Source organism: Bdellovibrio bacteriovorus HD100 (assembly GCF_000196175.1).
GTDB classification, from domain to species: Bacteria; Bdellovibrionota; Bdellovibrionia; order Bdellovibrionales; family Bdellovibrionaceae; genus Bdellovibrio; species Bdellovibrio bacteriovorus.
The window spans coordinates 1,672,700-1,697,897 of sequence record NC_005363.1 but is presented as its reverse complement, the minus strand read 5'-3'; the positions used below and the strand labels follow the sequence as shown (position 1 = coordinate 1,697,897).

17 protein-coding genes, 2 tRNA genes, 3 rRNA genes and 1 pseudogene are annotated in these 25,198 nt (G+C 49.7%); 6 read left to right on the top strand and 17 right to left on the bottom strand.

Features of this window, described 5'->3' with window-relative positions:
* Positions 1-132 precede the first annotated feature (132 nt).
* Positions 133-774: a chalcone isomerase family protein gene (locus tag BD_RS08030; RefSeq protein WP_048349738.1), complete on the top strand. Its 642-nt coding sequence runs from the start codon at positions 133-135 to the stop codon at positions 772-774.
* A gap of 1 nt (position 775) precedes the next feature.
* Here the strand turns inward: BD_RS08030 and BD_RS08025 are convergent, their stop codons facing one another.
* The 3 genes and pseudogenes from BD_RS08025 to BD_RS18335 all read right to left on the bottom strand — a co-directional run bounded on the left by BD_RS08025 (position 776) and on the right by BD_RS18335 (position 2,966).
* Positions 776-1,468 (bottom strand): response regulator, encoded by a 693-nt coding sequence (locus BD_RS08025; protein WP_011164226.1) that lies wholly within the window; start codon positions 1,466-1,468, stop codon positions 776-778.
* Complete coding sequence (locus BD_RS08020) at positions 1,465-2,193, bottom strand: sensor histidine kinase (RefSeq protein ID WP_162145207.1); 729 nt, start codon at positions 2,191-2,193, stop codon at positions 1,465-1,467. Before BD_RS08020 ends, BD_RS08025 begins: the two co-directional genes overlap by 4 nt.
* Positions 2,112-2,966, bottom strand: a pseudogene (locus BD_RS18335) (potassium-transporting ATPase subunit KdpA). The gene BD_RS08020 and the pseudogene BD_RS18335 overlap by 82 nt, the downstream one beginning before the upstream one ends.
* Positions 2,967-3,223: 257 nt before the next feature.
* Here BD_RS18335 and BD_RS08010 point away from each other — a divergent pair.
* The gene (locus tag BD_RS08010; protein WP_011164222.1) at positions 3,224-3,835 is read left to right on the top strand and encodes an NADPH-dependent FMN reductase; all 612 of its coding nucleotides are present in this window, start codon (positions 3,224-3,226) and stop codon (positions 3,833-3,835) included.
* A gap of 242 nt (positions 3,836-4,077) precedes the next feature.
* Here the strand turns inward: BD_RS08010 and BD_RS08005 are convergent, their stop codons facing one another.
* The 7 genes from BD_RS08005 to BD_RS07980 all read right to left on the bottom strand — a co-directional run bounded on the left by BD_RS08005 (position 4,078) and on the right by BD_RS07980 (position 14,341).
* Positions 4,078-4,515 (bottom strand): DMT family transporter, encoded by a 438-nt coding sequence (locus tag BD_RS08005; protein WP_011164221.1) that lies wholly within the window; start codon positions 4,513-4,515, stop codon positions 4,078-4,080.
* Between the two features lie 585 nt (positions 4,516-5,100).
* A 5S ribosomal RNA gene (gene rrf / locus BD_RS08000) occupies positions 5,101-5,217 on the bottom strand.
* Positions 5,218-5,471: 254 nt separating this feature from the next.
* Positions 5,472-8,412 (bottom strand): 23S ribosomal RNA (locus BD_RS07995).
* Positions 8,413-8,525: 113 nt separating this feature from the next.
* Positions 8,526-8,602 (bottom strand) — tRNA-Ile (locus BD_RS07990).
* Positions 8,603-8,744: 142 nt separating this feature from the next.
* Positions 8,745-10,258, bottom strand: a 16S ribosomal RNA gene (locus BD_RS07985).
* Together the 16S, 23S and 5S rRNA genes with 1 tRNA gene alongside form the textbook arrangement of a ribosomal RNA operon.
* Positions 10,259-10,889: 631 nt before the next feature.
* Positions 10,890-11,060 (bottom strand): hypothetical protein, encoded by a 171-nt coding sequence (locus tag BD_RS18260; RefSeq protein WP_011164220.1) that lies wholly within the window; start codon positions 11,058-11,060, stop codon positions 10,890-10,892.
* Between the two features lie 161 nt (positions 11,061-11,221).
* Positions 11,222-14,341 carry an efflux RND transporter permease subunit gene (locus BD_RS07980; protein WP_011164219.1) on the bottom strand — a complete coding sequence of 1,040 codons (3,120 nt, stop codon included), beginning with the start codon at positions 14,339-14,341 and terminating at the stop codon, positions 11,222-11,224.
* Positions 14,342-14,687: 346 nt separating this feature from the next.
* Here BD_RS07980 and BD_RS07975 point away from each other — a divergent pair, with 346 nt between their 5' ends.
* The 3 genes from BD_RS07975 to BD_RS07965 all read left to right on the top strand — a co-directional run bounded on the left by BD_RS07975 (position 14,688) and on the right by BD_RS07965 (position 17,097).
* A complete protein-coding gene (locus tag BD_RS07975) occupies positions 14,688-15,497 on the top strand; it encodes a helix-turn-helix domain-containing protein (RefSeq protein ID WP_011164217.1) in 810 nt (269 codons plus the stop codon).
* A gap of 119 nt (positions 15,498-15,616) precedes the next feature.
* On the top strand, positions 15,617-15,799 hold the full coding sequence (locus BD_RS07970; protein WP_011164216.1) for a hypothetical protein: 183 nt from the start codon (positions 15,617-15,619) through the stop codon (positions 15,797-15,799).
* A gap of 11 nt (positions 15,800-15,810) precedes the next feature.
* Positions 15,811-17,097: an erythromycin esterase family protein gene (locus BD_RS07965; protein ID WP_011164215.1), complete on the top strand. Its 1,287-nt coding sequence runs from the start codon at positions 15,811-15,813 to the stop codon at positions 17,095-17,097.
* Here BD_RS07965 and BD_RS07960 read toward each other — a convergent pair.
* The 7 genes from BD_RS07960 to BD_RS07930 all read right to left on the bottom strand — a co-directional run bounded on the left by BD_RS07960 (position 17,092) and on the right by BD_RS07930 (position 24,585).
* Positions 17,092-17,928, bottom strand: coding sequence for a LysR family transcriptional regulator (locus BD_RS07960; RefSeq protein WP_038449023.1), 837 nt, complete (start codon positions 17,926-17,928; stop codon positions 17,092-17,094). The genes BD_RS07965 and BD_RS07960 overlap by 6 nt on opposite strands.
* Positions 17,929-17,966: 38 nt before the next feature.
* Positions 17,967-18,956, bottom strand: a complete 990-nt coding sequence (locus BD_RS07955) for a cysteine synthase A (protein ID WP_011164213.1) — start codon at positions 18,954-18,956, stop codon at positions 17,967-17,969.
* A gap of 96 nt (positions 18,957-19,052) precedes the next feature.
* Positions 19,053-21,890 carry a hypothetical protein gene (locus BD_RS07950; RefSeq protein ID WP_041583526.1) on the bottom strand — a complete coding sequence of 946 codons (2,838 nt, stop codon included), beginning with the start codon at positions 21,888-21,890 and terminating at the stop codon, positions 19,053-19,055.
* A gap of 97 nt (positions 21,891-21,987) precedes the next feature.
* Positions 21,988-22,509 carry a rhodanese-like domain-containing protein gene (locus tag BD_RS07945; RefSeq protein ID WP_011164211.1) on the bottom strand — a complete coding sequence of 174 codons (522 nt, stop codon included), beginning with the start codon at positions 22,507-22,509 and terminating at the stop codon, positions 21,988-21,990.
* Positions 22,510-22,617: 108 nt separating this feature from the next.
* Positions 22,618-22,693, bottom strand: a tRNA-His gene (locus BD_RS07940).
* Positions 22,694-22,775: 82 nt separating this feature from the next.
* Positions 22,776-23,759 carry a hypothetical protein gene (locus tag BD_RS07935; RefSeq protein WP_144313816.1) on the bottom strand — a complete coding sequence of 328 codons (984 nt, stop codon included), beginning with the start codon at positions 23,757-23,759 and terminating at the stop codon, positions 22,776-22,778.
* Positions 23,737-24,585 (bottom strand): glycosyltransferase family 2 protein, encoded by an 849-nt coding sequence (locus BD_RS07930; RefSeq protein WP_011164209.1) that lies wholly within the window; start codon positions 24,583-24,585, stop codon positions 23,737-23,739. Before BD_RS07930 ends, BD_RS07935 begins: the two co-directional genes overlap by 23 nt.
* On the opposite strand from BD_RS07930, the gene BD_RS07925 reads away from it, so the two are divergent.
* On the top strand, positions 24,584-25,198 hold the full coding sequence (locus BD_RS07925) for a hypothetical protein (RefSeq protein WP_011164208.1): 615 nt from the start codon (positions 24,584-24,586) through the stop codon (positions 25,196-25,198). The genes BD_RS07930 and BD_RS07925 overlap by 2 nt on opposite strands.

Here is a 25,198-nt window from a genome sequence, read left to right as displayed (position 1 = left end):
CTGCGCCCGCGTGTCAGTCATTGCTTTCAAAATTCTAAACTTCCGCACAGGAGCTGCCAACAAAACTTTTCCGGGTTGACAATTAATCCCCCTCAACCAATCCTATCTGGACCAATACGAGAAAGGACCTGTATGAAACGTCTTATCGCAGCCCTTGCGACCGTTCTTTTGTCTGTAAACTCCATGGCCGCCCTGCTGACACCGGAGGGAACCGGTGAAAAAGTGGAAAAAGTGACTCTGTCCACTTCCGCCACCGCCAACGTTGAAAACGAATCGCTGAAGCTGACCTCTGTGGGGGCCGGTCTTCGCGCCAAGAAAGTGGTTTTCGTAAACGTGAAAGTCTACGTGGGCCAGCTTTTCGTCAGCTCCCCTGAAACCTTCAAGAAAACCGATGCTGAAGCCCTGACTTCGCTGAAGGATCAGCAAGCCGTTGCCATCCAGATGCACTTCCTGCGTGGCGTGGATGCCGATAACGTGCAAAAGTCCTTCAAAGAAGCTCTGAAAGCCAACGGCGTGAGCTCTGACGAAGCGTCCGTGAAACAGTTCCTGGACTCTGTCGCAAAAGGCGGCGAAGCCAAAGAAGGCAAAGCGCTGACTGTTCTGGGTGCAAAATTGAAAGATGGCAGCGAAGCTGTTCTTTACGAAACAACTTCCGGCAACGTGTCTGAAATCAAAGGTCCGGCGGGATTCATCGAAAAGATCTTCTCCATCTGGCTGGGCAAGCCTTCTGACGATGGCGTAGCCACCCTTAAAAAATCCATCCTGAAAAAGTAATCTAAAGATCCAGCAGCCGGTATCCAACGCCGGCTTCTGTGACGATGATCTCGGCCAACTCCTCTCGGATGTGAAGCTTCTTACGCAAACCGCCCACATACACCCTCAAATAATGAGTGTGCTCCACAGAATTAGGCCCCCAGACTTCATTTAAAAGCATGCGATGGGTGACCACTTTGTCTTTGTTTTTGATCAGCACTTTTAAAATATTAAACTCGGTCGCGGTCAGCTTAACGAGCTCCCCTTCCACCGTCACGGTGTGACCGGGAACATCCACTTTCAACGGCCCACTGACCATCTCGGTTTTTTCAGCGGCGTTCTGCGGTGAATGCCTTAAAGCCACACGCATGCGCACCAACAGCTCCGGCACACTAAAAGGTTTGGTGATGTAATCATCCGCGCCGCCATCCAAAGCGGCAATCTTATCATTGTCGGAATCCTGCACAGTTAAAACAATCACCGGCACTTTAGACCAACTGCGCAGCTCCGACAGCACATGCAGCCCTGTCATATCCGGCAGGCCCAGATCCAAAAGAACCAGATCCGGTCGCAATGACGCCGCCGCCGCCAACCCGTCTCGCCCGCTGGGAGCCTCTTCCACCTGATAGGCGTTGGCTTCCAGACTCACCCGCAAAAGCTTACGGATGGAGGCTTCATCATCAATCACCAAAACTTTCTTCAAGTTCTCTTTCATCTTCCGTCCTCTAAATCCGCAGGAGGACTCTCGTAGGGAAGTTCCACGACGAACTCCGCTCCGGACCTATCCTTGCGATTCTGAGCATAGACCCTGCCGCCATGGGCTTCAATCAAAGCTTTCACAATTGCCAGCCCCAACCCAACACCGCCCGTGGCACTGCCAGGAACGCGATAGAAGGCTTCAAAGATATTTTTCAGGTTGTCCTGTGGAATCCCCGGCCCTTGATCCAATATCCGCAAAAGAATGCGGCGATTTTCCATTTCAAGGCGTAATGTGATTTCAGTACCTTCAGGCGCATAACGAACAGCATTGCTCAAAAGATTCAACAGCACGTGTTCAAACAGCTTTTCATCAATCTGGGCATAACAAGACCCCAGATAGTTCACCACTGACAGCTTGTGGCGTGCCACCAGACGGCCCAGCTTACCCGGCAGGCCGGAAAGAACATCCTCCAGATCAACCCACTCTTTTTTCAAACGCAAAGCCCCGGAATTCAACCGGGACATGTCCAAAAGATTTTCCACCACCTGATTCAGGCGCAAAGACGAATCCACAATGTCCTGAGCCAGTTGCTCACGGGTTTCTTTATTGGCAGAAACTTTTTCATCCAGCACCGCCGATGCCGAGCCAATAATGGCCGTCAGCGGAGTTCGTATTCCGACCACAACGACAGAGCGAGCATCACCACCAGCATAGACATCATAGCGGCAAACAAGCCCCAACCCTGTCTTTTTGATCCCACCATCACACCAAATACATACGTGCAGGCGGAGGCCAGAAGAATCAAAGAAATCATCTCCAGGAAGTTGCTCCATGGAGTCGGATTTTCATAAGGATGAGCACTGTTTACTCCAAAGAAACCCCCACCATTGGAACCCAGCTGTTTGATCGCCACCTGAGAAGCCGCCGGGCCTTGCGGAAGAAGTTGTTCCGCACCCTCGATGGTCTTGGCAGGAACATAGGCGGAAAAGTTTTGCACGACACCTTCGCCCACCAGGAACAAAGCCAGCACCAGAGAAAACGTCAAAAGCACATGCACCGTGGAACGAGTCAGGTCGACCCAAAAATTCCCCAGCCCCGTCACCTGCTTGCGCGCAATCCCGCGAGTGAATGCCAGGAACACAGAGAACCCCGTAGCCGCACTGACAAAGTTCTACACTCCCAGCCCCAGCATCTGAGTCAGATAACTCAAGGTGCTTTCACCAGAGTAAGCCTGCCAGTTGGTATTGGTAACAAAGCTCGCTGCTGTATTAAAAGCCAGATGCCAGCTCGTATTCGGCAAGGCTTGCGGATTCAGAGGCAGCGCCGCCTGCAACATCTGCAGAAACATCACCACGACAATACCGATCAGGTTGAAGAAAAGCAGAGACAGGAAGTATTCCTTCCAGTCCATCTCATCATTTTCCCGAACCCCGGTCAGACGGTAAGTCCCCGACTCCAGGGGGCGAAGTAAAGAAGAAAGCCATGTCTTTTCGCCTTGAAAGACTTTGGCCATATAGCTGCCCAGGATCGGAGTTGCCACGACAACCACGCCCAACGTCAAAATGATCTGAATAAGATCTGCAGAGTTAAAACCCATAATCACTGTCCTTTGTATGACAACAATTTAGAACTCTACCCCTCAAGGCCGAGTAAATTCGGCCCCGGATCGCATAAAGAAAAAGTAAAAATCTGTATTTTGGAACATTCTTCGCAATTTCATCCGCCCTTTGGCGTCGCAATGAGACACTACCTTGGTCAGCGAGGTGCCAAATGAAAGTCTTTATGTTCGCGGCGTCTTTACGTCATGGTTCCTACAATAAAAAACTTATCCGCGTAGCTGCAGAAAGTGTCATGGCCCTGCCTTTTTGCGAAGTGGAACTGCATGAATTCAACGAATTCCCACTTCCCATGTATGATGCCGATCTGGAAAGCACCGAAGGCATCCCTGTCGGAGCCCTTTCTCTGGGAAAAATGATCAGCGATGCCGATGCGGTGATCATCTCCAGTCCTGAATATAACGGCAGCATTCCCGGCACTTTCAAAAACGCCATCGACTGGCTGTCCAGAATCAAACCGGTGCCTCTGAGTAAAAAACAGATTCTGCTGATTGGAGCCTCACCGGGTCATCTGGGGGGAGTGCGAGGCAACCTGCACGCAAGAGTGCCGCTGCATATTTTAGGTTCCTATGTGTATCCGGAATATTTTGGCCTGGCCAAGGCAGACCAGGCATTTGATCAGAACGATCAAATCAAGGACGAAAAACAGTTTGAAAAGCTGCAGACCCTGCTGACAGACTTTATTCATTATGCTTCTCGCAAAGAGACACCTTTTGAAAGGCTCACAGAATTTGTGGATGAAAAACTCCACGAGCGCCACAACTAGTAGCTGTTCCTTCAAAAGGCAGAGGCAAAAATAGAAATAGAAATTGAAATTGAAATAGAAGAAGAAGAAGAAGAAGAAGAAGAAGAAGAAGAAGAAGAAGAAGAAGAAGAAGAAGTAATAAAAGTAGAAGTAGTAATAGTAGTAGTTGAAGTTGAACGTACATTCTTTCTAGAGAAAATAAAAAAAGAGAGTGGTATTGAACCACTCTCTTTTGTTTTGAATTTTACTGCTGAGGAAATGCCTCAACCCGCGTTGCGTGGAGCCGCCGACACGGTTGGAGCCGCTGGAACCGGCACAACCACGGCCGAAGGAATCGGCTCAATATGCGGAGCCTCCACCTTAGCGACCTGCTCTTCGGTTTTTTTGCTTTCACCCAGATTCAGGATGACCACACCGGCGATAATCAATGTTGTGGCGACCACTTTTTGAAGTGGCAGCGGTTCATTGAAGATAACCAGTCCCAGGAAGGCCATCAAAGCCGTTCCCACTCCCGCCCAGATCGCATAGACGTTGCTGACCGGAAGATATTTAAGCGCCACAGTGAGGCTTATAAAGCAGATCCCATGACATGCTACCGTGAGCACGGATGGGAGCACCTTTGTAAACCCCTCTGAGTACTTCATTGTGATCGTACCGAAAACCTCAAAGATAATTGCTGCTGCAAGATACACGTATGCCATAAGACACCCTGTCGCATCTCGACCCTTTCTATCGTATTAAATTGTGTTTACCCCGTGTCTCGGATGAATCTCCGAGAGATCTTTTTTTGAACCAGTCGACAAAAAAGACTTAAAAAGCGAACAGGAGAAATCTCCTGTATTTGATATAACTAGAATACCACAGCCCTTCAAAAAAAGCTCTAGCGACTCGACTCCAATGAGATTATGCAGTCATTTCATGGCTTTAGTGATGAGACACAGTGAATATTTTTAGTCAAAATTTTGTTTGATTACACATTTCTGTGTTTATAGATATTCCCCTTTTGAAACAAAAAGGGACCTCTAAAGGACAAGCTCGACGTCTCTGATTGATGTGAAAATGGCAGAAAAGATCCGAGCCTCTTCGCCAGCGGTCGCACTCACCAACCCTGGTAAGCACCTTCACCAGTAAAATTTTGCATCTGATTGAGGCGATAAAGAGGTTGTCGGTCCTATTGAACTGCCAGGAAGGCACTTCAACGCGAAGCCCACGGAGTAGGTTTCGGGCAGGATTTTGGATACAAAAAAACCCGGATTACTTTCGTAACCCGGGTTCAAGTAAAATAGAGCTGGCGTCGTGCTACTCTCCCACATTGTCACCAATGCAATACCATCGCCGCAAGAGGACTTAACTTCTGAGTTCGGAATGGGATCAGGTGTGGCCCCTCTGCTATAAACACCAGCAAAGCGTTTATTAATCAAAGTGGTTAGCTTCTTACACTAACCTTTTCGTTCTTTGCAACTTACTTCCAATACAAATGGAGAAGTTACTTTCTTTTTTATCATTACAACTGAATGATTGATTTAATTGATTTTTAGCGAGTCGCTGTTAGTTCCACATTTCACTCTCTTACTTATTCAGAGAGCTAGTCTCTCGTTCCAATTAAGGAAGTCTCTGAGACGAAATCTTCGTTAGATAAATCTAAGAAGAATGTTTTTTAAAAAAGCCTCACGACCTATTAGTACTGATCAGCTCAATACATTGCTGTACTTACACCTTCAGCCTATCAACCTCGTAGTCTCCAAGGGGTCTTTAGGGGGCCGAAGCCCCAGTGAGATCTAATCTTGTAGTTTGCTTCCCGCTTAGATGCTTTCAGCGGTTATCAATTCCGAACATAGCTACCCTGCATTGCTCTTGGCAGAACAACAGGAACACCAGAGGTTCGTCCATCCCGGTCCTCTCGTACTAAGGACAGGTCTACTCAAATCTCATACGCCCACAGAAGATAAGGACCAAACTGTCTCACGACGTTCTGAACCCAGCTCGCGTACCACTTTAATTAGCGAACAGCTAAACCCTTGGGACCTGCTCCAGCCCCAGGATGTGATGAGCCGACATCGAGGTGCCAAACTCCATCGTCGATATGGACTCTTGGATGGAATAAGCCTGTTATCCCCGGAGTACCTTTTATCCGTTGAGCGATGGCCCTTCCACGCGGGACCACCGGATCACTTTGGCCTGCTTTCGCACCTGCTCGACTTGTAGGTCTCGCAGTCAAGCCCCCTTATGCCAATGCACTCGACGCCTGGTTTCCAATCAGGCTGAGGGGACCATCGCGCGCCTCCGTTACTTTTTGGGAGGCGACCGCCCCAGTCAAACTGCCCACCAGACAGTGTCCCTCTGCTCGTAAAGAGCAGCAGGTTAGATTTCAAAGGTGCCAAGGGTGGTATTTCAAGGTTGACTCCACAATGGCTAGCGCCACTGCTTCAAAGTCTCCCACCTATCCTACACATGCCAACTCTAAAATCACTGCCAAGCTACAGTAAAGGTTCACGGGGTCTTTCCGTCTTTCTGCGGGTACTCGGCATTTTCACCGAGAATTCAATTTCGCGAGGCATTTGGTCGAGACACCGGAGAAGTCGTTACGCCATTCGTGCAGGTCGGAACTTACCCGACAAGGAATTTCGCTACCTTAGGACCGTTATAGTTACGGCCGCCGTTTACTGGGGCTTCGATTCTCAGCTTCGCTTACGCTAACTAATCCTCTTAACCTTCCAGCACCGGGCAGGCGTCAGTATGTATACTTCGTCTTGAGACTTTGCACATACCTGTGTTTTTGATAAACAGTCGCTACTCCCATTTCTCTGCGACCCGAAAAAGCTTGGGGAGTAAATCCTTACACTCTCGCGGGCACACCTTTTCCCGAAGTTACGGTGTTAAGTTGCCGAGTTCCTTGACCAAAATTCACCCCATCGCCTTAGGATATTCACCCCACTCACCTGAGTCGGTTTACGGTACGAGCTAACAAAACTAAATTTACGAAACTTTTCTTGGATGCATGGCTTTTCACACTTCCGGGACAAGTCCCTCGCATTCACACCTCAGAGTTACGACCAGCGGATTTGCCTACTGATCCTCCTACATGCTTACACCTCAATCCAATAAGAGGCTGTGATATCCTACACCGTCATTCCTTAAACACATTTTGCTAGGTAACGGAATATTAACCGTTTTGCCATCGACTACGCCACTTGGCCTCGTCTTAGGGCTCGACTAACCCTGGGAAGATTATCTTTACCCAGGAATCCTTGAGTTTTCGGCGCCCGGGTTTTTCACCCGAGTTCAACGCTACTTATGTCAGCATGATCACTTCTAGTTCGTCCAGCTGTCCTACCGGTCAACCTTCATCCTACACTAGAACGCTCCCCTACCACTAAAATATAAAATATCTTAATCCAAAGCTTCGGTAACACGCTTAGCCCCGTTGTATCTTCCGCGCAGAGTCACTAGACTAGTGAGCTATTACGCTTTCTTTAAAGGATTGCTGCTTCTAAGCCAACCTCCTAGTTGTCAAAGTAACTCCACAACGTTCTCCACTGAGCGTGCATTTAGGGACCTTAGCTGTTGGTCTGGGCTCTTTCCCTCTCGACTCATGACCTTATCACCCTGAGTCTGCCTGCCAGGGAACATATCAATGGCATTCGGAGTTTATTTGGGTTTGGTAATCCGGTAAAGACCCCTAGCCCATTCAGTGCTCTACCTCCATGATATTTTTTACCTGACGCTATACCTAAATATATTTCGGGGAGAACCAGCTATCACCCAGTTTGATTGGCCTTTCACCCCTAATCACAGATCATCAAAAGAGTTTTCAACCTCAACTTGTTCGGTCCTCCACGAGGTGTTACCCTCGCTTCAACCTGTCCATGATTAGATCACCGGGTTTCGGGTCTATGCCTGCATACTAAATCGCCCTATTCAGACTCGCTTTCGCTACGGCTCCACCTGCAACGGCTTAACCTCGCATGCAAACATAACTCGCTGACTCATTATGCAAAAGGTACGCTATCGACCACTTAAGGGTCTCTAACTGCTTGTAGACTTACGGTTTCAGGTTCTATTTCACTCCCCTCTCGGGGTTCTTTTCACCTTTCCCTCACGGTACTTGTTCACTATCGGTCACTAAGGAATATTTAGCCTTATGAGGTGGTCCTCACAGATTCCCACGAAATTTCACGTGTTTCGTGGTACTCGGGATGCCGCTAGGGCCTTCGAAGTTTTCGAGTACGGGGCTATCACCCTATCTTGCCAGACTTTCCAGACTGTTACTCTAACTTCTCCGGTCCCACATTGCGGTCCCACGACCCCTCATTCAAATTAATGAATAAGGTTTAGGCTGTTCCCCGTTCGCTCGCCACTACTGGGGGAATCTCGGAATTGATTTCTCTTCCTGAGGGTACTGAGATGTTTCACTTCCCCTCGTTCGCTTCAAACAACTATGTATTCATTGAGTGATACCATAAATGGTGGGTTTCCCCATTCGGAAATCTCCGGATCAAAGTGTGTGTGCCACTCCCCGAAGCTTATCGCAGCTTACCACGTCCTTCATCGCTTCTTAGTGCCAAAGGCATCCACCGTAAGCCCTTTGTAGCTTAAAAAAATGGAACTAACCTCGCTAAAAATCAACTAAATCAATCTATTCAATTGTCAAAGAACGAAAATCGTTCAAAGTAAAACGCTAACTTACACCGCATTCCAGTACAGTAGAACTTGGTGGGCCTGGGAAGACTCGAACTTCCGACCCCACGCTTATCAAGCGTGTGCTCTAACCAACTGAGCTACAGGCCCATTAGGCTTCACTCTCTCAAAACTAAACAGCTAGATAGATTTTTGGGACTCACTTACTCGGGAAGAGTAAGTTGACCTAAGATTGGGTCATTTTAACTTATCAAGAACAAGTCTTGATGAAGATTGACCGGATAATCCTTAGAAAGGAGGTGATCCAGCCGCAGGTTCCCCTACGGCTACCTTGTTACGACTTCACCCCAATCATCGACCATACCTTGGGCGCCTGCCTCCTTGCGGTTAGCGCAGCGACTTCTGGTACAGCCAACTTTCATGGTGTGACGGGCGGTGTGTACAAGGCCCGGGAACGTATTCACCGCGGCATTCTGATCCGCGATTACTAGCGATTCCAACTTCATGATCTCGAGTTGCAGAGATCAATCTGAACTTAGATAGCTTTTAAGCGATTTGCTCTACCTCGCGGCTTAGCTTCGCTCTGTGACTACCATTGTAGCACGTGTGTAGCCCTAGGCATAAGGGCCATGAGGACTTGACGTCATCCCCACCTTCCTCCGGTTTAACACCGGCAGTCCATCTAGAGTGCCCAACTGAATGCTGGCAACTAAATGCAGGGGTTGCGCTCGTTGCGGGACTTAACCCAACATCTCACGACACGAGCTGACGACAGCCATGCAGCACCTGTGTACCGACCCTTGCGGGCGACGACATTTCTGCCAGTCTTCCAGTACATGTCAAGCCTAGGTAAGGTTCTTCGCGTTGCATCGAATTAAACCACATGCTCCACCGCTTGTGCGGGCCCCCGTCAATTTCTTTGAGTTTTAATCTTGCGACCGTACTCCCCAGGCGGGATACTTAACGCGTTAGCTTCGTCACTGAAGGGGTCAATACCTCCAACAACAAGTATCCATCGTTTACGGCGTGGACTACCAGGGTATCTAATCCTGTTTGATCCCCACGCTTTCGGATCTCAGTGTCAGTGTTCGGCCAGTTACCCGCCTTCGCCTCCGGTATTCCTGTTGATATCTACGTATTTCACCACTACACCAACAATTCTAGTAACCTCTCCGACACTCAAGCTTCGCAGTATCAAATGCACTTCCAGGGTTGAGCCCTGGGCTTTCACATCTGACTTACAAAGCCACCTACATCCGCTTTACGCCCAATAATTCCGAACAACGCTAGGATCCCTCGTCTTACCGCGGCTGCTGGCACGAAGTTAGCCGATCCTTTCTTACAGGGTACATTCATTGTGTTATTCCCCTGCGACAGAGCTTTACGACCCGAAGGCCTTCATCACTCACGCGGCGTCGCTGCATCAGAGTTTCCTCCATTGTGCAATATTCCCTACTGCTGCCTCCCGTAGGAGTCTGGACCGTGTCTCAGTTCCAGTGTGACTGATCATCCTCTCAGACCAGTTAAAGATCGTCGCCTTGGTGAGCCGTTACCTCACCAACTAGCTAATCTTACGCGGACTCATCTTAGAGCGAAAAACCTTTGACCCCTAGAGCCGCAGCTCCTGTGGTCTTATGCGGTATTAGCTAATCTTTCGACTAGTTATCCCCCACTCTAAGGCAGATTATCCACGCGTTCCTCACCCGTGCGCCACTAGTACTCACCCGAAAGCTTTCCCCGTTCGACTTGCATGTATTAGGCACGCCGCCAGCGTTTGTTCTGAGCCAGAATCAAACTCTCCAGTTTAAATTCTGTTTAGAAGCAAACAGCTAGCTTTTACGCTATTGTTTGTTCGAATATTTTTTGAAATTGTGAATACCAATTACTCGGTATTCAAAGAGCCCAAAAATCTATTTTATCTAGCTATTCAGTTTTCAAAGAGCGAATCTTGCTCACCGTTAATTTAACTTAGCGGCGAGGTAGAGGTTTTATCGAAGAGCTAAGCTCTTGTCAACACCCTCTCAAACATTTTTTCGAAAATTTTCAAAAGAACTTTTTCGAAAAAATATTTGATCCTCAATCAACGTTCAAACGCGCCGAAAATAATTGAATTCAAATCAACTACTTAAGAACCCTGTCTGTGTTTGGAATCAAACATAACGTCGGTGAGGTCCTGATTTATAGGCCTAATGCCCTTTTCAGGCAAGGCCTTTTTTAAATAAATAAAAGTGTAGAAAAATAGGGCAAAAATTGCGCTTTATGCCGCCTTAATGGGCACAAAACGACTCCGCAGCGCTTCATGCCTAGAAAAGAGGAGCCCATTTATCCCGCATTTCAGAGGAAATCTCTGGATACAACCGTCTTTTGCCCCATTAAAAGAGATCGCAAAACGAAAAAAGCCCCTTCTATATAAGAAAAGGGGCCCTGAAACCGCTTATTAAGTACGGCGGGACTTCTTATTGTCATTCATGTGTTCAATCTTATCCCCCAGATCATGGATGGCCTTACCTGTTTTGGGGGCTTTCTCAGAGATCTTCTGACCAACCTTCTCGATTTTGTCCCCCACTTTATGGGAGAGGCTTTCTTTCTCACCTTGTTTTGAAGCCATAAGAACCTCCTGGTTCGTTTGTTCTATTCTATTACTGAAAAGAGTCGCTCAAGAAAGAATCCATCTATAGTGCCAGCTTACATTTACAACCCTTCACCTTGGTGCAGAGGCCGAGTGAATTTGGGCATAAAAAAAGCCGCCCCTTGGGACGGCTTCTATATTTAGATCACTGTTTCGTCGTGGCCGAAGACCTTGCGGTACTTTGCCATGAACCAGTTCTGGAACCGATCCACATACAGGTGAACAGCAGGAATCACATATAGTGTCAGCAACGTCGAACTGATTGTTCCCCCGATCACGACAATCCCAAGGCTTGTGCGGGACTTGGAAGCTTCGTTCAACCCAATCGCCACTGGAACCATCCCGGCAATCAGGGCAAGACTGGTCATGATGATCGGACGAAGACGGGTTTCACCGGCTTTCAGCAGCGCCTCAGTCGGAGATGTGCCGTGCTTTTGCTGTTCGGCCGCAGAATCAATCAGCAAGATGGAGTTCTTCGTCGCAAGGCCCATCAACATCACACACCCAATCATCGAGAACAAATCGAAGCTGGAGCGAGTGATAAACAACGACAAAAAGGCCCCGCAGGCTGCCAGCGGAATCACCGACATGATAGTCACCGGAGTGATGAACGAGCCATACAAGCTTGCCAGCACCAGATAAATGAACATCACACCCAACCCCAAAGAAACCAGAATGTTGGTCATGAGCTCGGCAAAACGTTCGGCCTCACCCACGAAACTAAAGGTCACACCTGGAGGTGGCTTCAACTCTGTCTTGGAAAGACTGTTGATTTCAGCGATCACGCCCCCAAGACCTTTACCGCCCGGCGTGATATCGGCGGAAAGCTGGATGTAACGGTTGCGATTTTCACGCAGGATCACTGACGGGCCTTGCGCCTCTTTCAAATGGGCCACATTCACCAAAGGCACCAGGCGCTGGCTTAAGTTTGGAACCTTCAGGCTTGGATACTGTTCACGCAAGTCACGCTGATCCGGCTGCAGGCGCACACGCACATCATAGTTCACCCCATTTTCACGATAGATGGCTGGAGTCTGACCTTCGATCAAAGTACGAAGCTCCATACCCACGCCGATCAGGGAAACCCCGGAGGCTTGGGCATTTTCACGCTTTAGCTGAACCTGGAACTCGGGCTTTCCGGCGCGATAGCTTGTGTCCGGCTGGGACAGCCCTGGCTCGGCCTTCAGCTTTGCCAGCACCTTTTCAGAGTACTGAATCAGATCGTTCATGTTCTGACCCACGATATTCAGGTTGAACTGACGGCTGTTCTGCTGCCCGGGATTGTCAGTCACGATGATGTTGTACTTCTCCAACCCCTTATAGGCTTCACGCAAAGCCGCTTTGGTCTCTGTGGTGTTCATGCTGCGTTTTTTAGACGGCACCAGGCGGATATACAGACTTCCCTTGTGAGGCTCACCGTTGCCGGTCCCCACAAAGGTCAAAATATCCTCGATCTCTGGGAACTTGCGGGTGCGGTTTTCGATTTCTTTGGCAATCACGTCCGTGCCGTCCAGGCTGGCCCCTGGGGCAAGCTCGAACTGCACATAGAATTCCCCGTTGTCCTGCGCCGGCAGGAACGTGAACGGCACGCGCGTGGCAATAAAGAGGGAAAAGACAAAGATCCCGACCGAGGCCAGAATGGTTTTCGCCGGATGCGCCAGGGCCCAGCCCAAAGTTTTCACATACCATTGCTCCATACGGGTCTGGAAGCGGTCAAAGGCTTTCAAAGCTCTTTGATTCCAGATGCCAAACTTGGATGTAGGAGGTTTGTGTGAATGTTCCCCCGCCACATAAGCTGACAGGGTCGGCGCCACAAACAGGCCGTCAAACAAACTGACGATCATGGCAAAACAGATTGTCAGACCAAACTGTTTAAAGAACTGCCCGACAATACCCTGCAGATTTCCGATCGGACCGAACACAGCAAGGATCGTCAACGTGGTGGCCACAACCGCCAGAGTCACTTCATTGGTGCCGACCACCGCGGCTTTTTTCGGAGACATGCCGATTTCAAGTTTACGGAAGATGTTTTCCCGCACCACGATGGCGTCATCCACCAAAAGACCCACGACCAGGCTCATTGCCAGCAGACTCATGATATTGATGGAAAACCCGAAGATCCCCATCATAATACACGCCCCCAACAGCGAGTTCGGCAGCGCAAAGCCCGTAATCAGCGTGGACTTCATGCTGCCAAGGAAGAAATAAACCACCAGAATCGTCAGGATCACCCCAAAGATGATGGATTCATAAACGTCATAGACATTCGCGCGAATCTTGTTGCTGGTGTCCTGAACGATCTTCATTTGAGCATCAACACCTTGAGCTTTGAAGTCCTCGTTGATCTTGGCGACCTTCTTGGCGATGTCGTCGGCCACCTTCACCGAGTTGGCTCCGGACTGGCGATAGATGCTAAAGTTAATGGCTTTTTTTCCATTCAGACGGCTGCGCGAGCTTTCGTCCTGCAAAGTGTCTTCGATCCTGGCCACCGTGCCGATGGTGATTGGATGATAGACGTCAGCCAGGCGAAGCACGGTCGAACCGATCTCATTCACCGATTGATATTGCCCCAGGGTGCGGAAAGAAAACTGGGTTTCACCAACATCAATTTTACCAGCGGGAATGTTTCGCCCCCCGCTGCGCAGGGCTTCAGCCACAGTGCTGGCCGAGATGTCCGTACCGTTCAGACGATCTCGATTTAAGCTGACATGAATTTCACGTTTGCGGCCCCCGAGGATTTCGACCTGCCCGACCTGATAGACCTGTTCGAATTGCGGGGAAATGATCTCTTTGGCGAGATCGTAAAGCTTCCCGTCCTCCATATCCGCCTGGAGTGAAATATACATGATCGGCGCATCTGATGGCCCGACCTTTCTGATGACCGGTTCGTCGACATCATCAGGAAGTTCACGCATGGAGTTTTGTACTTTGGCGCGGACCTCCTGTTCGGCGAAATTCAAATTGGTCTTTAAAGAGAACTCGATACTAAGGATGCTCACCCCTTCCATATTCTGGGAAGAGACCTTTTGCACTCCGGAGATGGTCGAGACCTGATCCTCCAGTACCTTGGTGATTTCGGTTTCTACCTCCTGAGGACCGGCACCGGCATAAGAGGTCACAACCACCACCGTGGGAAGCGTGACATCCGGATACAAATCGATGGGAAGGTTTTTTAAAGAGATGCCTCCAAGAGTCAGCATAAGAATGACCAGAGACATGATAAGAACAGGTTGGCGTACTGATAATAAAGCTGGTGACATAGTGGCGGGAAATTAGCAGCAAGCAAGAATGCCGACAACTGGAGAGATATTCGAGGGGCGAAGCAGTCCCAGCATAGGGATCTATTTACGATACTATAATCTGTTTTTGAGCCTTTTTATGGATTTAAAGATCAAATATTGATACCCTTGGGATGATGGTTGAGACTCCGAACCAAATGCCGCAATCTGGTTTCAGAAAGCGATGAGGCTTTCAGAAAGAGGCAGGTCTCAAATGAAAAAAGTTTTTTACATTGTGTGTTCGCTTCTTGGTTTTGACAGTCTTGATGTGGATAGCAGTCACATTCTGGAACGCGAATTTCGCAAACACTTTAAAAGGTAGGATCCCGTGAACGAGTTTAAGTCCCAGAAAATAAAAGCAGTTCTTAAAGTTCTTCTAAAAAAGAAAGGTCTGACTTATGAAAGCCTGGCCGAACAGATGGAATGCTCCGTTCCCACAATCAAAAGAATTCTGGGGCCCGAAGAACTTACGCTGAATCGGCTTCTGCACCTGTGTGAGATTTTAGATACCAATCTTGCAGAGATCGAAACTTTGACTGCAGAAGAAGAAACCGGAAGTCCTTCGTTCACCGAAGAGCAGGATGCCTTCCTGGCCAAGAACAAAAATTACTTTGCATACCTGATGAAGCTTTTTGACGGAATGACCCCCAAACAGATTGCTGACGAGTATCAACTAACGGCCCGATCCACCGACAAATATCTTATTGGCCTGGAAAAACATGATCTGATTCGTGTGACCGGCAAACAAAAGGTTAAACCGGCCTTTAAAACGGTTCCCAATCTGGGAAACGGCGCCCTGGCCCGGGCCCATTCGGAATCCTTTATTAAAAGCATCGCGTATTTCTTTATTGATCTGGTACGTGAAGGTCTTTATTCGCAGAAGAAAAAGGAAGAGCGCAACCAGGCGACCTTCTCCACTCAGGTGGTCAAAGTCTCTAAAGCCAGCTATCTGGCATGGATTGAAGAGCAGCAAAAGTCCATGCGCAGTTTTGAAAAGCTTGCGACCTATGAGGAAAAAACCAAAGCCCCCGAAGAGCTGATGTCTGCAGTGATTGTTTCAGCCCACACGATTTTGAAACATGATTATGAGGGCTTGAAAAAAATCAGCTCCACCTTTGGTGAGATCACCAACTTCTAAAAAGGAAAATTGAGGATCCACAGGCCTTTTGACAGATCATGCTCTTGTTTTAAATCAGTTCGCGGGGATTTAAATCCCCGGACCGGCTTAAAAGAAGGAAAATAGTTGCAGGAGGCCTTATGCCTGACAAAAAAGTTCATGCAGTCCGGGGATCCGAGTTGCGAAAGAAAATGGAAGCGTCACTGGAAAAAGGTGAAAATTATCGTTCAGGGCATCAGGGTGCTGATCAAATAGACACCAACACCCGCCATGACGGTCTCACCCGCAACCGCAGCTCTTCCGCACACAGCTCCAAAAAGTAGCCGGAGCACTTATGATCCCCACCAATATTGAAGAGCTTGTAAAACGCCAATCCCCCCTGCAGCGTCACGAAGATCTGCAGGACGTGATCTATAATATCAAAGACCGCAAAGTGGTCATGCTGGGAGAAGCCTCACACGGTACACATGAGTACTATCACTGGCGCGCGCAAATCACCCAGGAACTGATCAGCAAACACGGCTTCAGTTTCGTCGCCGTGGAAGGCGACTGGCCATCTTGCCAGAACCTGGACCGCTATGTCCGTGCCAGCACTTTGGACAAACTGCCTTTTTCTCATTTCGTACGCTGGCCAGCGTGGATGTGGGCCAATGAAGAAGTCCGGGACTTCACCACTTGGCTTCGTTCACACAATCACCTGAAAAACGAAAAGCCCGTTGGCTTTCACGGACTGGATGTTTATTCGTTGTTTGAATCCATTGATGCCATCATCAAAACCGTGGGAGGGATTGAGCCCGACCTGGCGGGACCTCTTAAGGAATACTACAGCTGCTTTGCCTCTTACCGGCATGACGAAAAGAAGTACGTGAAAGATCTGCTGCGGAACTTTAAGGGCTGCAGAGACGAAGCAGTCGCCGCGCTGGAAGACCTGCTTGAGAAGCACATGACCCGGCCTGATGGCGCCTTGTTTGATGCCATCCAAAATGCCCGGGTGATCAAAAACGCGGAGAACTATTACAGAGCCATGACTTCCTTTGAAGACAGCTCTTGGAATGTGCGGGACCGGCACATGCTGGAGTCTTTGGAGGCCTTGCTGGAACACTATGGACGGGACTCCAAAGCCATCGTCTGGGCACACAACACCCATGTTGGCGATTACCGCGCCACCGACATGGTACTTGAAGGAAGCGTTAACATTGGCGGACTTGCCCGGGAGATCTTTGGCGCTAACAATGTGGCCTTGGTGGGTTTTGGAAGCTATCAGGGAAGTGTTATTGCCTCTCCGGCCTGGGCCGGTCCTGTGCGGGTCATGAATCTTCCCCGGGCGCAGAGCGGAAGCTATGAGGACCTCTTCCATCAGGTGGCCTTTGCTTCGGGATTCAAAAACTTTTCTTTGAACTTCAGCAGCGACGATCATTTAAAGCCCTGGGCCCAGTCCCGGGGACATCGCGCCGTGGGCGTCGTCTATAATCCTCACCACGAGCGCGGCAATTATGTTTCGACCAAAATTGCAGAACGCTATGACAGTTTTTTGTTTTTTGATGAGTCCCGCGCCCTGAGCCCGCTGAAACAGGAAATCGACCGGAGCGAAATACCTGAAACCTATCCTTCGGGCCTATAGCCCGAGGATGGAATGCTTCAAAGCCTCAATGACCATTTTCTCTGCCGGAATTTTTCCAAACTCGGGACGGTACACCAAAGAAATCTGATCCCTGTAGACTGGAAACTGAGAAAGGTGTTTCAGGTTAAGTCCGGACATCTCCACGGCGCGCCCCGGAACAACTCCGTAGCCAATGCGCTCATGCGCCATTTTACAAATCAGCTCCAGGCTGTCGGTGGAAATCACCTTTTCCGGGCGGCCCTTCCATTTTTTCAGGATGGACTGCGTCTGGAACAAATTCAGGTTGCAGATGATGGTGTCGTAGGATTCATTCTTTGCCGCCCAAACACCGACCGTGTCCTGGGCCATCTTTTGAATCACCAGGTCCGGGACCTCGGCAGGATTGATCACCACGCCGATATCAATATTTCCCCTTTGAATTTCCGTCTGAATACTGCGTGAAAGGTCATGACGAAGATCAATTTTAAAGTCCGGTGCTTTTTCCTTCAAATAAGCAACAGCTTTGGGGATGGAGTACTGAGCGACGGTCCCATGACAACCAATGGTCACCGTGCGCCCGGCAAAAACACGCACTTGGTCAGAAGAAAAATCCAGTTCCTGCAAAGACTGCAGCGCTCTTTGGGCTTTTCCCAAAAACACCCGACCACTCGGGGTCAGCTGAATTCCAGACCGGGAACGATAGAAAAGAATTGTGCCCAAGTCTGCTTCAAGACGTTTCAGGCTTTCTGAAAGTGCCGGCTGGCTGATTTCAAGCTTTTGCGCCGCCTGAATGATCGTGGAGCAGGTGCTGGTATGGATAAAATTTTCGATATCGCGGATCTTGTACTTCATAAGTAAACACCTATCACAATCCGGACTCTTATCCACCGTTAACTATGAATCAAAGGCATAATTTTCAGGTTCTTTTCATTCAGGAACTGTGGATTAAACACCTTGGATTGATAGCGAAGGGCCGAGTCTCCCATCACAGTCGCAATCCGCAATCCCTTTCCCTGGTTTTGCAAGGCATACTGGTATGAGGCAAAGATGTTCAAGGCCGCCGATGTCCCCACCAGCAATCCTTCATGCTGAGCCAGGTAATAAAGCATCGAAAGCATTTGTTCGTCGTGGATTTGAACGGCCTCATCAACACGGGCCTTTTTAAAGTTTTCGGTCAGGCGCATGATCCCGATCCCCTCAGTGATCGAGCTGCCCTGCGCTTCGAACTTTCCACTTTTTACAAACGAATAAAGACCCGAGCCCATGGGGTCCGCCAGAAGCGTGAATACCTTGGGATCTTGTTCTTTTAAATAGGCCGACACTCCCGCCAGCGTTCCTCCGGTTCCGACAGAGGAAACAAAGGCGTCCACCCTTTGACCCATCTGCTCCCAGATCTCAGGGCCGGTCGTCTTGTAGTGAATCTCGAAATTGGCGGTGTTCTCAAACTGGTTGGCCCAAAAGGAATTGGGGCGAGATTCAGCCAGGGCGCGTGCTGTGTGGTAGAAGTGGTTGGGATTGGCAAAGGGACAGGGAGCGACCTTCACAAGCTCCACACCCAGGGCTTCGAGCGCATGGTATTTTTCTTTGGACTGGTTGTCCGGCATCACGATCACACAGTGGTACCCCCGCTGCGCCGCCAGCGTGGCAAGACCAATCCCCGTATTCCCTGCGGTGCCTTCCACAATCGTGTCCCCGGGCTTCAGCAGACCTTGTTTTTCGGCGCTTTGAATGATTCCCAGCGCTGTGCGATCTTTCACGCTGCCACCTGGATTCAGATATTCGGCTTTGGCAAAGATCTCACATCCGGTGATTTTTGAAAGAGATTGAAGTTTGATTAACGGTGTGTGACCCACAACGTCTGAAACGGAACCGGCCTGCATAAGCACCTCGCAATCCATTCAGAACTATAGCAATGAAAAACAAAAAAGCCAGGTCCTGAAACCTGGCTTTCGTTAAGAATTTTGAATGTCGGGGGCCTATTGAACCAAAGGTTTTACTTCATTCACCAAAGCAGCGTCCCAGCTTGGCGTCAAAGAGTAGTTCTTAATGCGTGTCCCAGAGACACTGTAAGAAGAGGTCACACCTTTACCCGCTGTCCCCGCCACCGCCGCAGACAAGATCGCCTGGAATGTGAACGGGCTGGAAGTCAAAGACTTGCCGAAGTCCGCATAAGCCACAGTGAAGGCCTTACGATTACCGCGATCCAAAGCCAGCTTCATATCACGAAGATTAACAATTGCCTCGCCGGTGGCGTGCAAAGTGGCGTCCTGCGCCTGGCGGATACAAACACTGATATCAAGGTTGTACACCGTCCCGCACATTTTGATAGGATCCTGGTCGGAAGAGTTTTGCGCTCTGTTGAAGCCGTTGGAGCGGATATAACCATTCAGGAACACCTGAGCGTCTCTTTCAAGCTTGCGCGAAGCCTGGCGGTCCGTTGCCAAAGCCATCAGGAAATCCGTGGCTGACTTATCAAAATTCAAACTGAAGGCCAGAGTGCTATAACCGATGTTCTTCATATCCGGAACTTTGACATAAAGCTCTTTATGCATCCCCGTCAATGCCACCAGTTGATTCACCACGCGCTGTAGCTCTGAGCCCTTGGTATGAGTGTCCGTGTAAGACACAATGAACTGCCCCATATAGCCGGAGTCCTGAAGATCATTGGTATTCACATCACGAACAAAGTAGCGGCCAGCAGAGAATGCTGTCGTTGAGTTTTCAATCCAGTTGAACATGCGACTGTCACGCGCTTTCAAGTACACAGAATAGTTCGCATCCCCCAACGTGTTGTCAGGGAAGTACTGGGTCAACTGAGTGGAGTTGATACGACCTTTACCCCAGCTGGCGGTGACATAAGGCACCCCCATGCTGATCGTGCGCATGGCGCCGCGGGCGATATTTTCCTGCTTGGTGACTTTCATCACTGAAGCTTCACCATTGGAGTCCACAACTTTCTGGGCATCCAGGGCAATCCCTTTGAAAACAAAGTTCTCCAGGGCCTTGGCTCCTTGTGGGTCGGCGGCGTTGAACAACCACGAGAACTGAGAATCTGTGGATTTAAACTGGTTGGCCGTATAGGCCACTGTCAGGGTGGTTCCGATAGAAGCACCAAAGTTATTCAGCTTCAGTGCCGTGCGATTCACATAATAGATGCTGTCGCCGACTCTTTGAACTTCGGTTTTCCACTGGCCGAAAGCCACATAGTTCACACCCACGTTCATGGCCACGTAAGCCACACCCGCAGAGAACATAACCCCACCCGTTTGAGCAAAACTCAGGGAGTCGCCGACTTTAAGCTTTTTCAGATCCGCCAGCTTCGACGGAACAGAAGGCACCGATACGTTTTCGGCCTCGTAGCCGGTTTTAACAACAGTACGGTAAGTTTTCTCTGTCCCGGCAATGGGAGCCATCCCCAAGGTGATCGCCGTGCCCGGTTTCCAAGAGGAATACTGAGCCACCACATTCCCGCCCACGACACCTGTTACGGCGATTTTCTTTTCAACAAGGAAGCCCTTGTTTTGAGATGCCGGCTCAATGAATTTTCTGCTGACACCTTCAGACACCGTCGGAACCACAAACTGGGAATCAAGACTTGTGATCTTGGTCGGAGTTTGCACGTCCAATGACAGGATCGGAGAGAAACTGAATTTCCAGACGTTTTTCTTGTTCTGGGTCACCTGTTTGGTTGTTTCGGTGCGTTCCTCTTCATGGGTTTCAGTGCGCTCTTCCTGACGAACACCGGTGCGCTCTTCATCGTGAGTTTCGGTGCGGGTTTCTTCACGAGTGCCTGTGCGCTCTTCCTGATGGGTGGCCGTGTGATGTTCAGTCACCGTTTCTTCTCGGTAGGTGACGCGTTCGCCACTTTCAATGGTGTCCACTGATGTGGCCTCGCCAGTGAAGCGCCCGCCTTGCAGGATCTGAACCTGATCCGTATCATCAACGATGCCATTTCCGTTGGAGTCATTCCAAGAATACAAACGAACAATGGTACGATCTTCAACGGAAGAATAAGTTGAAACGGTCACAGTGCGACCACGGTGCAGAACTCCGTTGCCATCGACATAGTCTGCAGGATTGGTGACAACATTTGTGACAGACGAGCTGCTTGTTCCCGTAGTCGTCCAGCCCGACAGATCCACCGCCCCCGCACCCCAGGGATCAAAGGGCTGATTAGAACCCTTTGACCCAATCGCGGCGCGAACGTCCGCAGCGCTCGTCGGAGCGCCATTCACCACCCAGTATCCCGGAGCATCAGTTCCCACGAGCTGGTAGTTTTCACTCTTTGGCAGGCTGTGGGGGCTGGCCATTGCCATATTGACCACATCACCCACGGTGGATTGAATGACCGGAGACACTCCAGCAGTAAGGTTGAAATTGCCCGAATTTGAAATAACTGAGTACGGAGTGACAACTTCGGTGCGAACCACAGAAGTCGTTGTCCAGCTGGTCGTTACAGGGACTGTGTAGGTGTAAGGCACCGTGACCGTGGTGGTGGTGGTCACAGGCACCGTATAAGTGTATGGCACATCCACAATTGTCGTCGTAGTGACCGGGACTTTGATTGTATTGGTGTTGAAGGTCACCGTTTCAGTGATCTTTGGAGAAACCCCGTTGGGATTGACATATACAAAACCCAGTCCATTAAAGATCGGCGAGTTCTGCATGAAAGCCGTCATATCGGTACTGAAGTTGGTCTTGTAGGTGGGCTTATAAAGCTTGGCGGCTTCTTCCAGGGTCAGAGGGGGATTTTGCTCCTGTGCATTTACGACAGACGCGATCACCAAAAGGGATACCAGTACCTTCATGTTCATCCAAGGCTCCGTTGAATTTAATTGAGTGCAATTCATATACGGGCATTTTCATCGAACACAAAGAAAAGACTTTTTGTTTATAGTTGGTTGGAAAATATTACTGTCCCCGGCAGCCTGGCAGTCCGGAATAACCGCCGGAATAATTCAACACCCGGGGAAAGCCCCAAGTGAAAATCTGCTGAGCGATATCCGGAGCCCCCGCCCCCTGACTGCAAACCACGATAATGATCGAATCCGCCGTCATGCCCTTTTCTCCGATCACCTTTACAGCCGCCTCCGGCGACAAAGGTTTTAACACGAAGGCCGGAATATTACTGACGGGCATTTGGGTGCTGGGATCCATGCTCATATTAAACTGCGCAAAATCCGCTTCGCTGCGCACATCCAGAACATGGGCCTTGTGTTTGGCCTGACTGAAAGGCATTCCGAAGGTCGGTGCTAATTGCTGACTGGGGGCACGTCCCCCCAAGGATGCCGTGCGAGCTTTACTGCTCCACGGGGCGACTTCATTTTTCTGAGTCAAATAAGACTTCAACTGAGGCAGATCAATCTGAATAGGACCCGGACGGGTTTGACACCCCAACAGAAGCGAAAATGCGATCAACAGAAGTAACTTCATAGAAAAAGCATACGCCGGGTTCAGAGTCGCGGCACTTTGTCTTTTACAGGAGTTTAGAAATAAAAAAAGGGAGCTGAATCAGCTCCCTTTTGAAATTCGAAGAAAAATTGGGGTGAGTAACGGGGCTTGAACCCGCGACACTCGGAATCACAATCCGATGCTCTACCAACTGAGCTATACCCACCACAAAGGAAGATCTTTTATAGGGCCTTGCCAAAGAAAGTGCAAGCACGAAAATGGCCCCGGATGACAGATTTTAAAAAGGTCTAATAATCACAAGGGCCTACGACCACCTGCGCCTTACAGGCGCTGCCCCCTTTTTCGGCATCAAGGACCGTTTCTTCGGCCCATTCGCCATTGGCGTTACAGCGGTGACGAACGCAGGACACCCCTGCCATTTCCACCCGACAGACCTTCTTTTCTTTCTTGGGATTGTTTAAACAGGTCCACGAGCATTCGTTAAAGCGCCCGGCAGGCTTTTCACAAATGGATCCCGCTCTCTTGTTTTCAGCCCTCGCCTTGGCAGCACGCTCTTTTTCCGAGGCCTGTTTTTTCAGGCGCATTTTTTCCGCCTCACTGGCCTTGGACAATTCCTTCAAATCAATAGCCGTGACTGAGGTCAGTCGCCCGCGAGGGATCTTCCGGCCCTGCAAAAGGATGTCATAGGCAATTTCACCGCCCTCAAGCACACCCTGGAACCCGACCTGCTGCCCACTTTGAACCTTCGCCGAATCTTCGCCGTTCAGGGCGGAAAACTCCATGGAACCTTCAAACATCTTCACGCCGGCAAAAGCTTTGTCCGGATCCATACTCAGGACATAATCCCCGGCCGGGGCGATGAATTCGAAAATGTCCGAACGCACGGCCACATTGTAAGCCCCCTTGTCCTTGAGGGACTGACGCCAGTGAAGATGGCCCGACTTCAGGTTCAAAACCGGAGCCTCGCCGCCTTCCCAACTGATCACAGGAATAACCAGCTCACTTGCACCCAAAACGGTGAAACTGCGTTTTTCATCAAGTTGTACTTTAACTTCCCCGTCCAGAGAGGTTTCCAGGGTCGCCTTTTCACGCAGAGTGGTGGCGCCCCTTAGAGACAAACGTTTGCCGTCTTTCCCCGTCACCCACACCTGTCCACGAACCTCACGAACCGCGGGATATTTGGGAGGAGTCGCAAAAGCATGGGAATCCACCAAAGAGCCCCCCGCCAGCAAAAGAACCGCAAGAAGACTATTCAGGCTTTTTGTGAACACGTTCCATCTCCCACTGTTTGGCGAACTTCAAGAACAGCGAATAGGCTGCTCCGACGGCGATCACAAAGCCCGGCATCCCATCCATAAAGCCGCGCTTTACAAAATAGGTCTCTATAAACTTGCCCCAAGGCTTAAAGATCAACTTTAAGTAAGAGAATTTCTTGCCTGAAGCCGCCAACTGCTTGGCGCCCAGGGTGGAATAACGGTCGTTGGTAACAACCTGGTCACTCAGACCATCAAACACCCAGTGCAGCAGATCCCGCTTCATTTTAATCATGCGTTTGACTTCCACTTTTTCGTGTACGTCCGCGGAATTCCACTGGGAACGGGATTTATTAAACAGCCTTAGTTGATAGTCAGGGTACCACCCGCCGTGCACGATCCAGCGCCCCAAATGAAAGGACTTTCGCGGGAACAGATAGCCCGCTTCGGGATCCAGGGATTGAAAGCTTTCATACAACTCGGAAGCCAGTTCTGGACTGAGAGCCTCATCCGCATCCAAGGACAACACCCAATCGTTTTTTGCCTGAGCCGTTGCAAAGGCCTTTTGTGGACCAAAACCCTTCCATTTTTCCTGGAACACCCGGGCGCCGCACTTTTCAGCAATCTCAACGGTGCGATCCGTCGAAAAGCTGTCGACCACGACAACATCGTCAACAAAGGGGGCGGAGCGAATGCAGCGCTCAATGTGCGCCTCTTCGTTCAAGGTAATGATCACGAGGGAAATGGGAAGTTTCGTCACGGAATCAGATTCTCTTTGGATCAAGGTCTTGTCAAACGATTCACGACTCGATACCATTTTTTGAATCGAAAGGCTTTTATCCATGAATTTTGCTAAATACTTCGTTTTCGGACTGTTTCTAACCTCTCAAGCGCATGCTTACCTGAGCATCGCGGAATCCGGCGAGCTTTTGGCTCCTGGCAAATATCAAGTGGGTGTTGAGCCTCAGCTTTTGACCAACAAAGGTAATGGTGCCAACTTCAACGTGTTCTTTGATACGGCCCTGAGCGATTCTTCCAGCGCACGCATCAGCATGGGCGCAGGAGCTGTGGATTTTAACACTTTTGCCAGCGTTAAATGGATCCCGATCCCTGACGTGGACAACCAGCCTGCGATGGGCCTTCGTGCTGGCGCCGGGATTGCCCGCGATGAGGACGAAAACCTGATCCAATTCCAGTTTGCCCCCCTGGTCAGCAAACGCTTTGACACAGAATACGGATTGACCGTGCCTTACCTGGCGGTGCCGTTTACATTCCTGAACACCAAAGACGAAAACTTCGTTGCTTCCAACCTGGCGTTGGGAAGCGAATTCCACTATGTTGACTGGAAAGAAGTAAATATGGGCGCGGAAGTGGGTATTGACTTGAACAAGTCTTATTCCTACATCTCCCTTTATCTGACATTCCCATTTGAAAGCCACAAAGGATTCGGGAAGTAA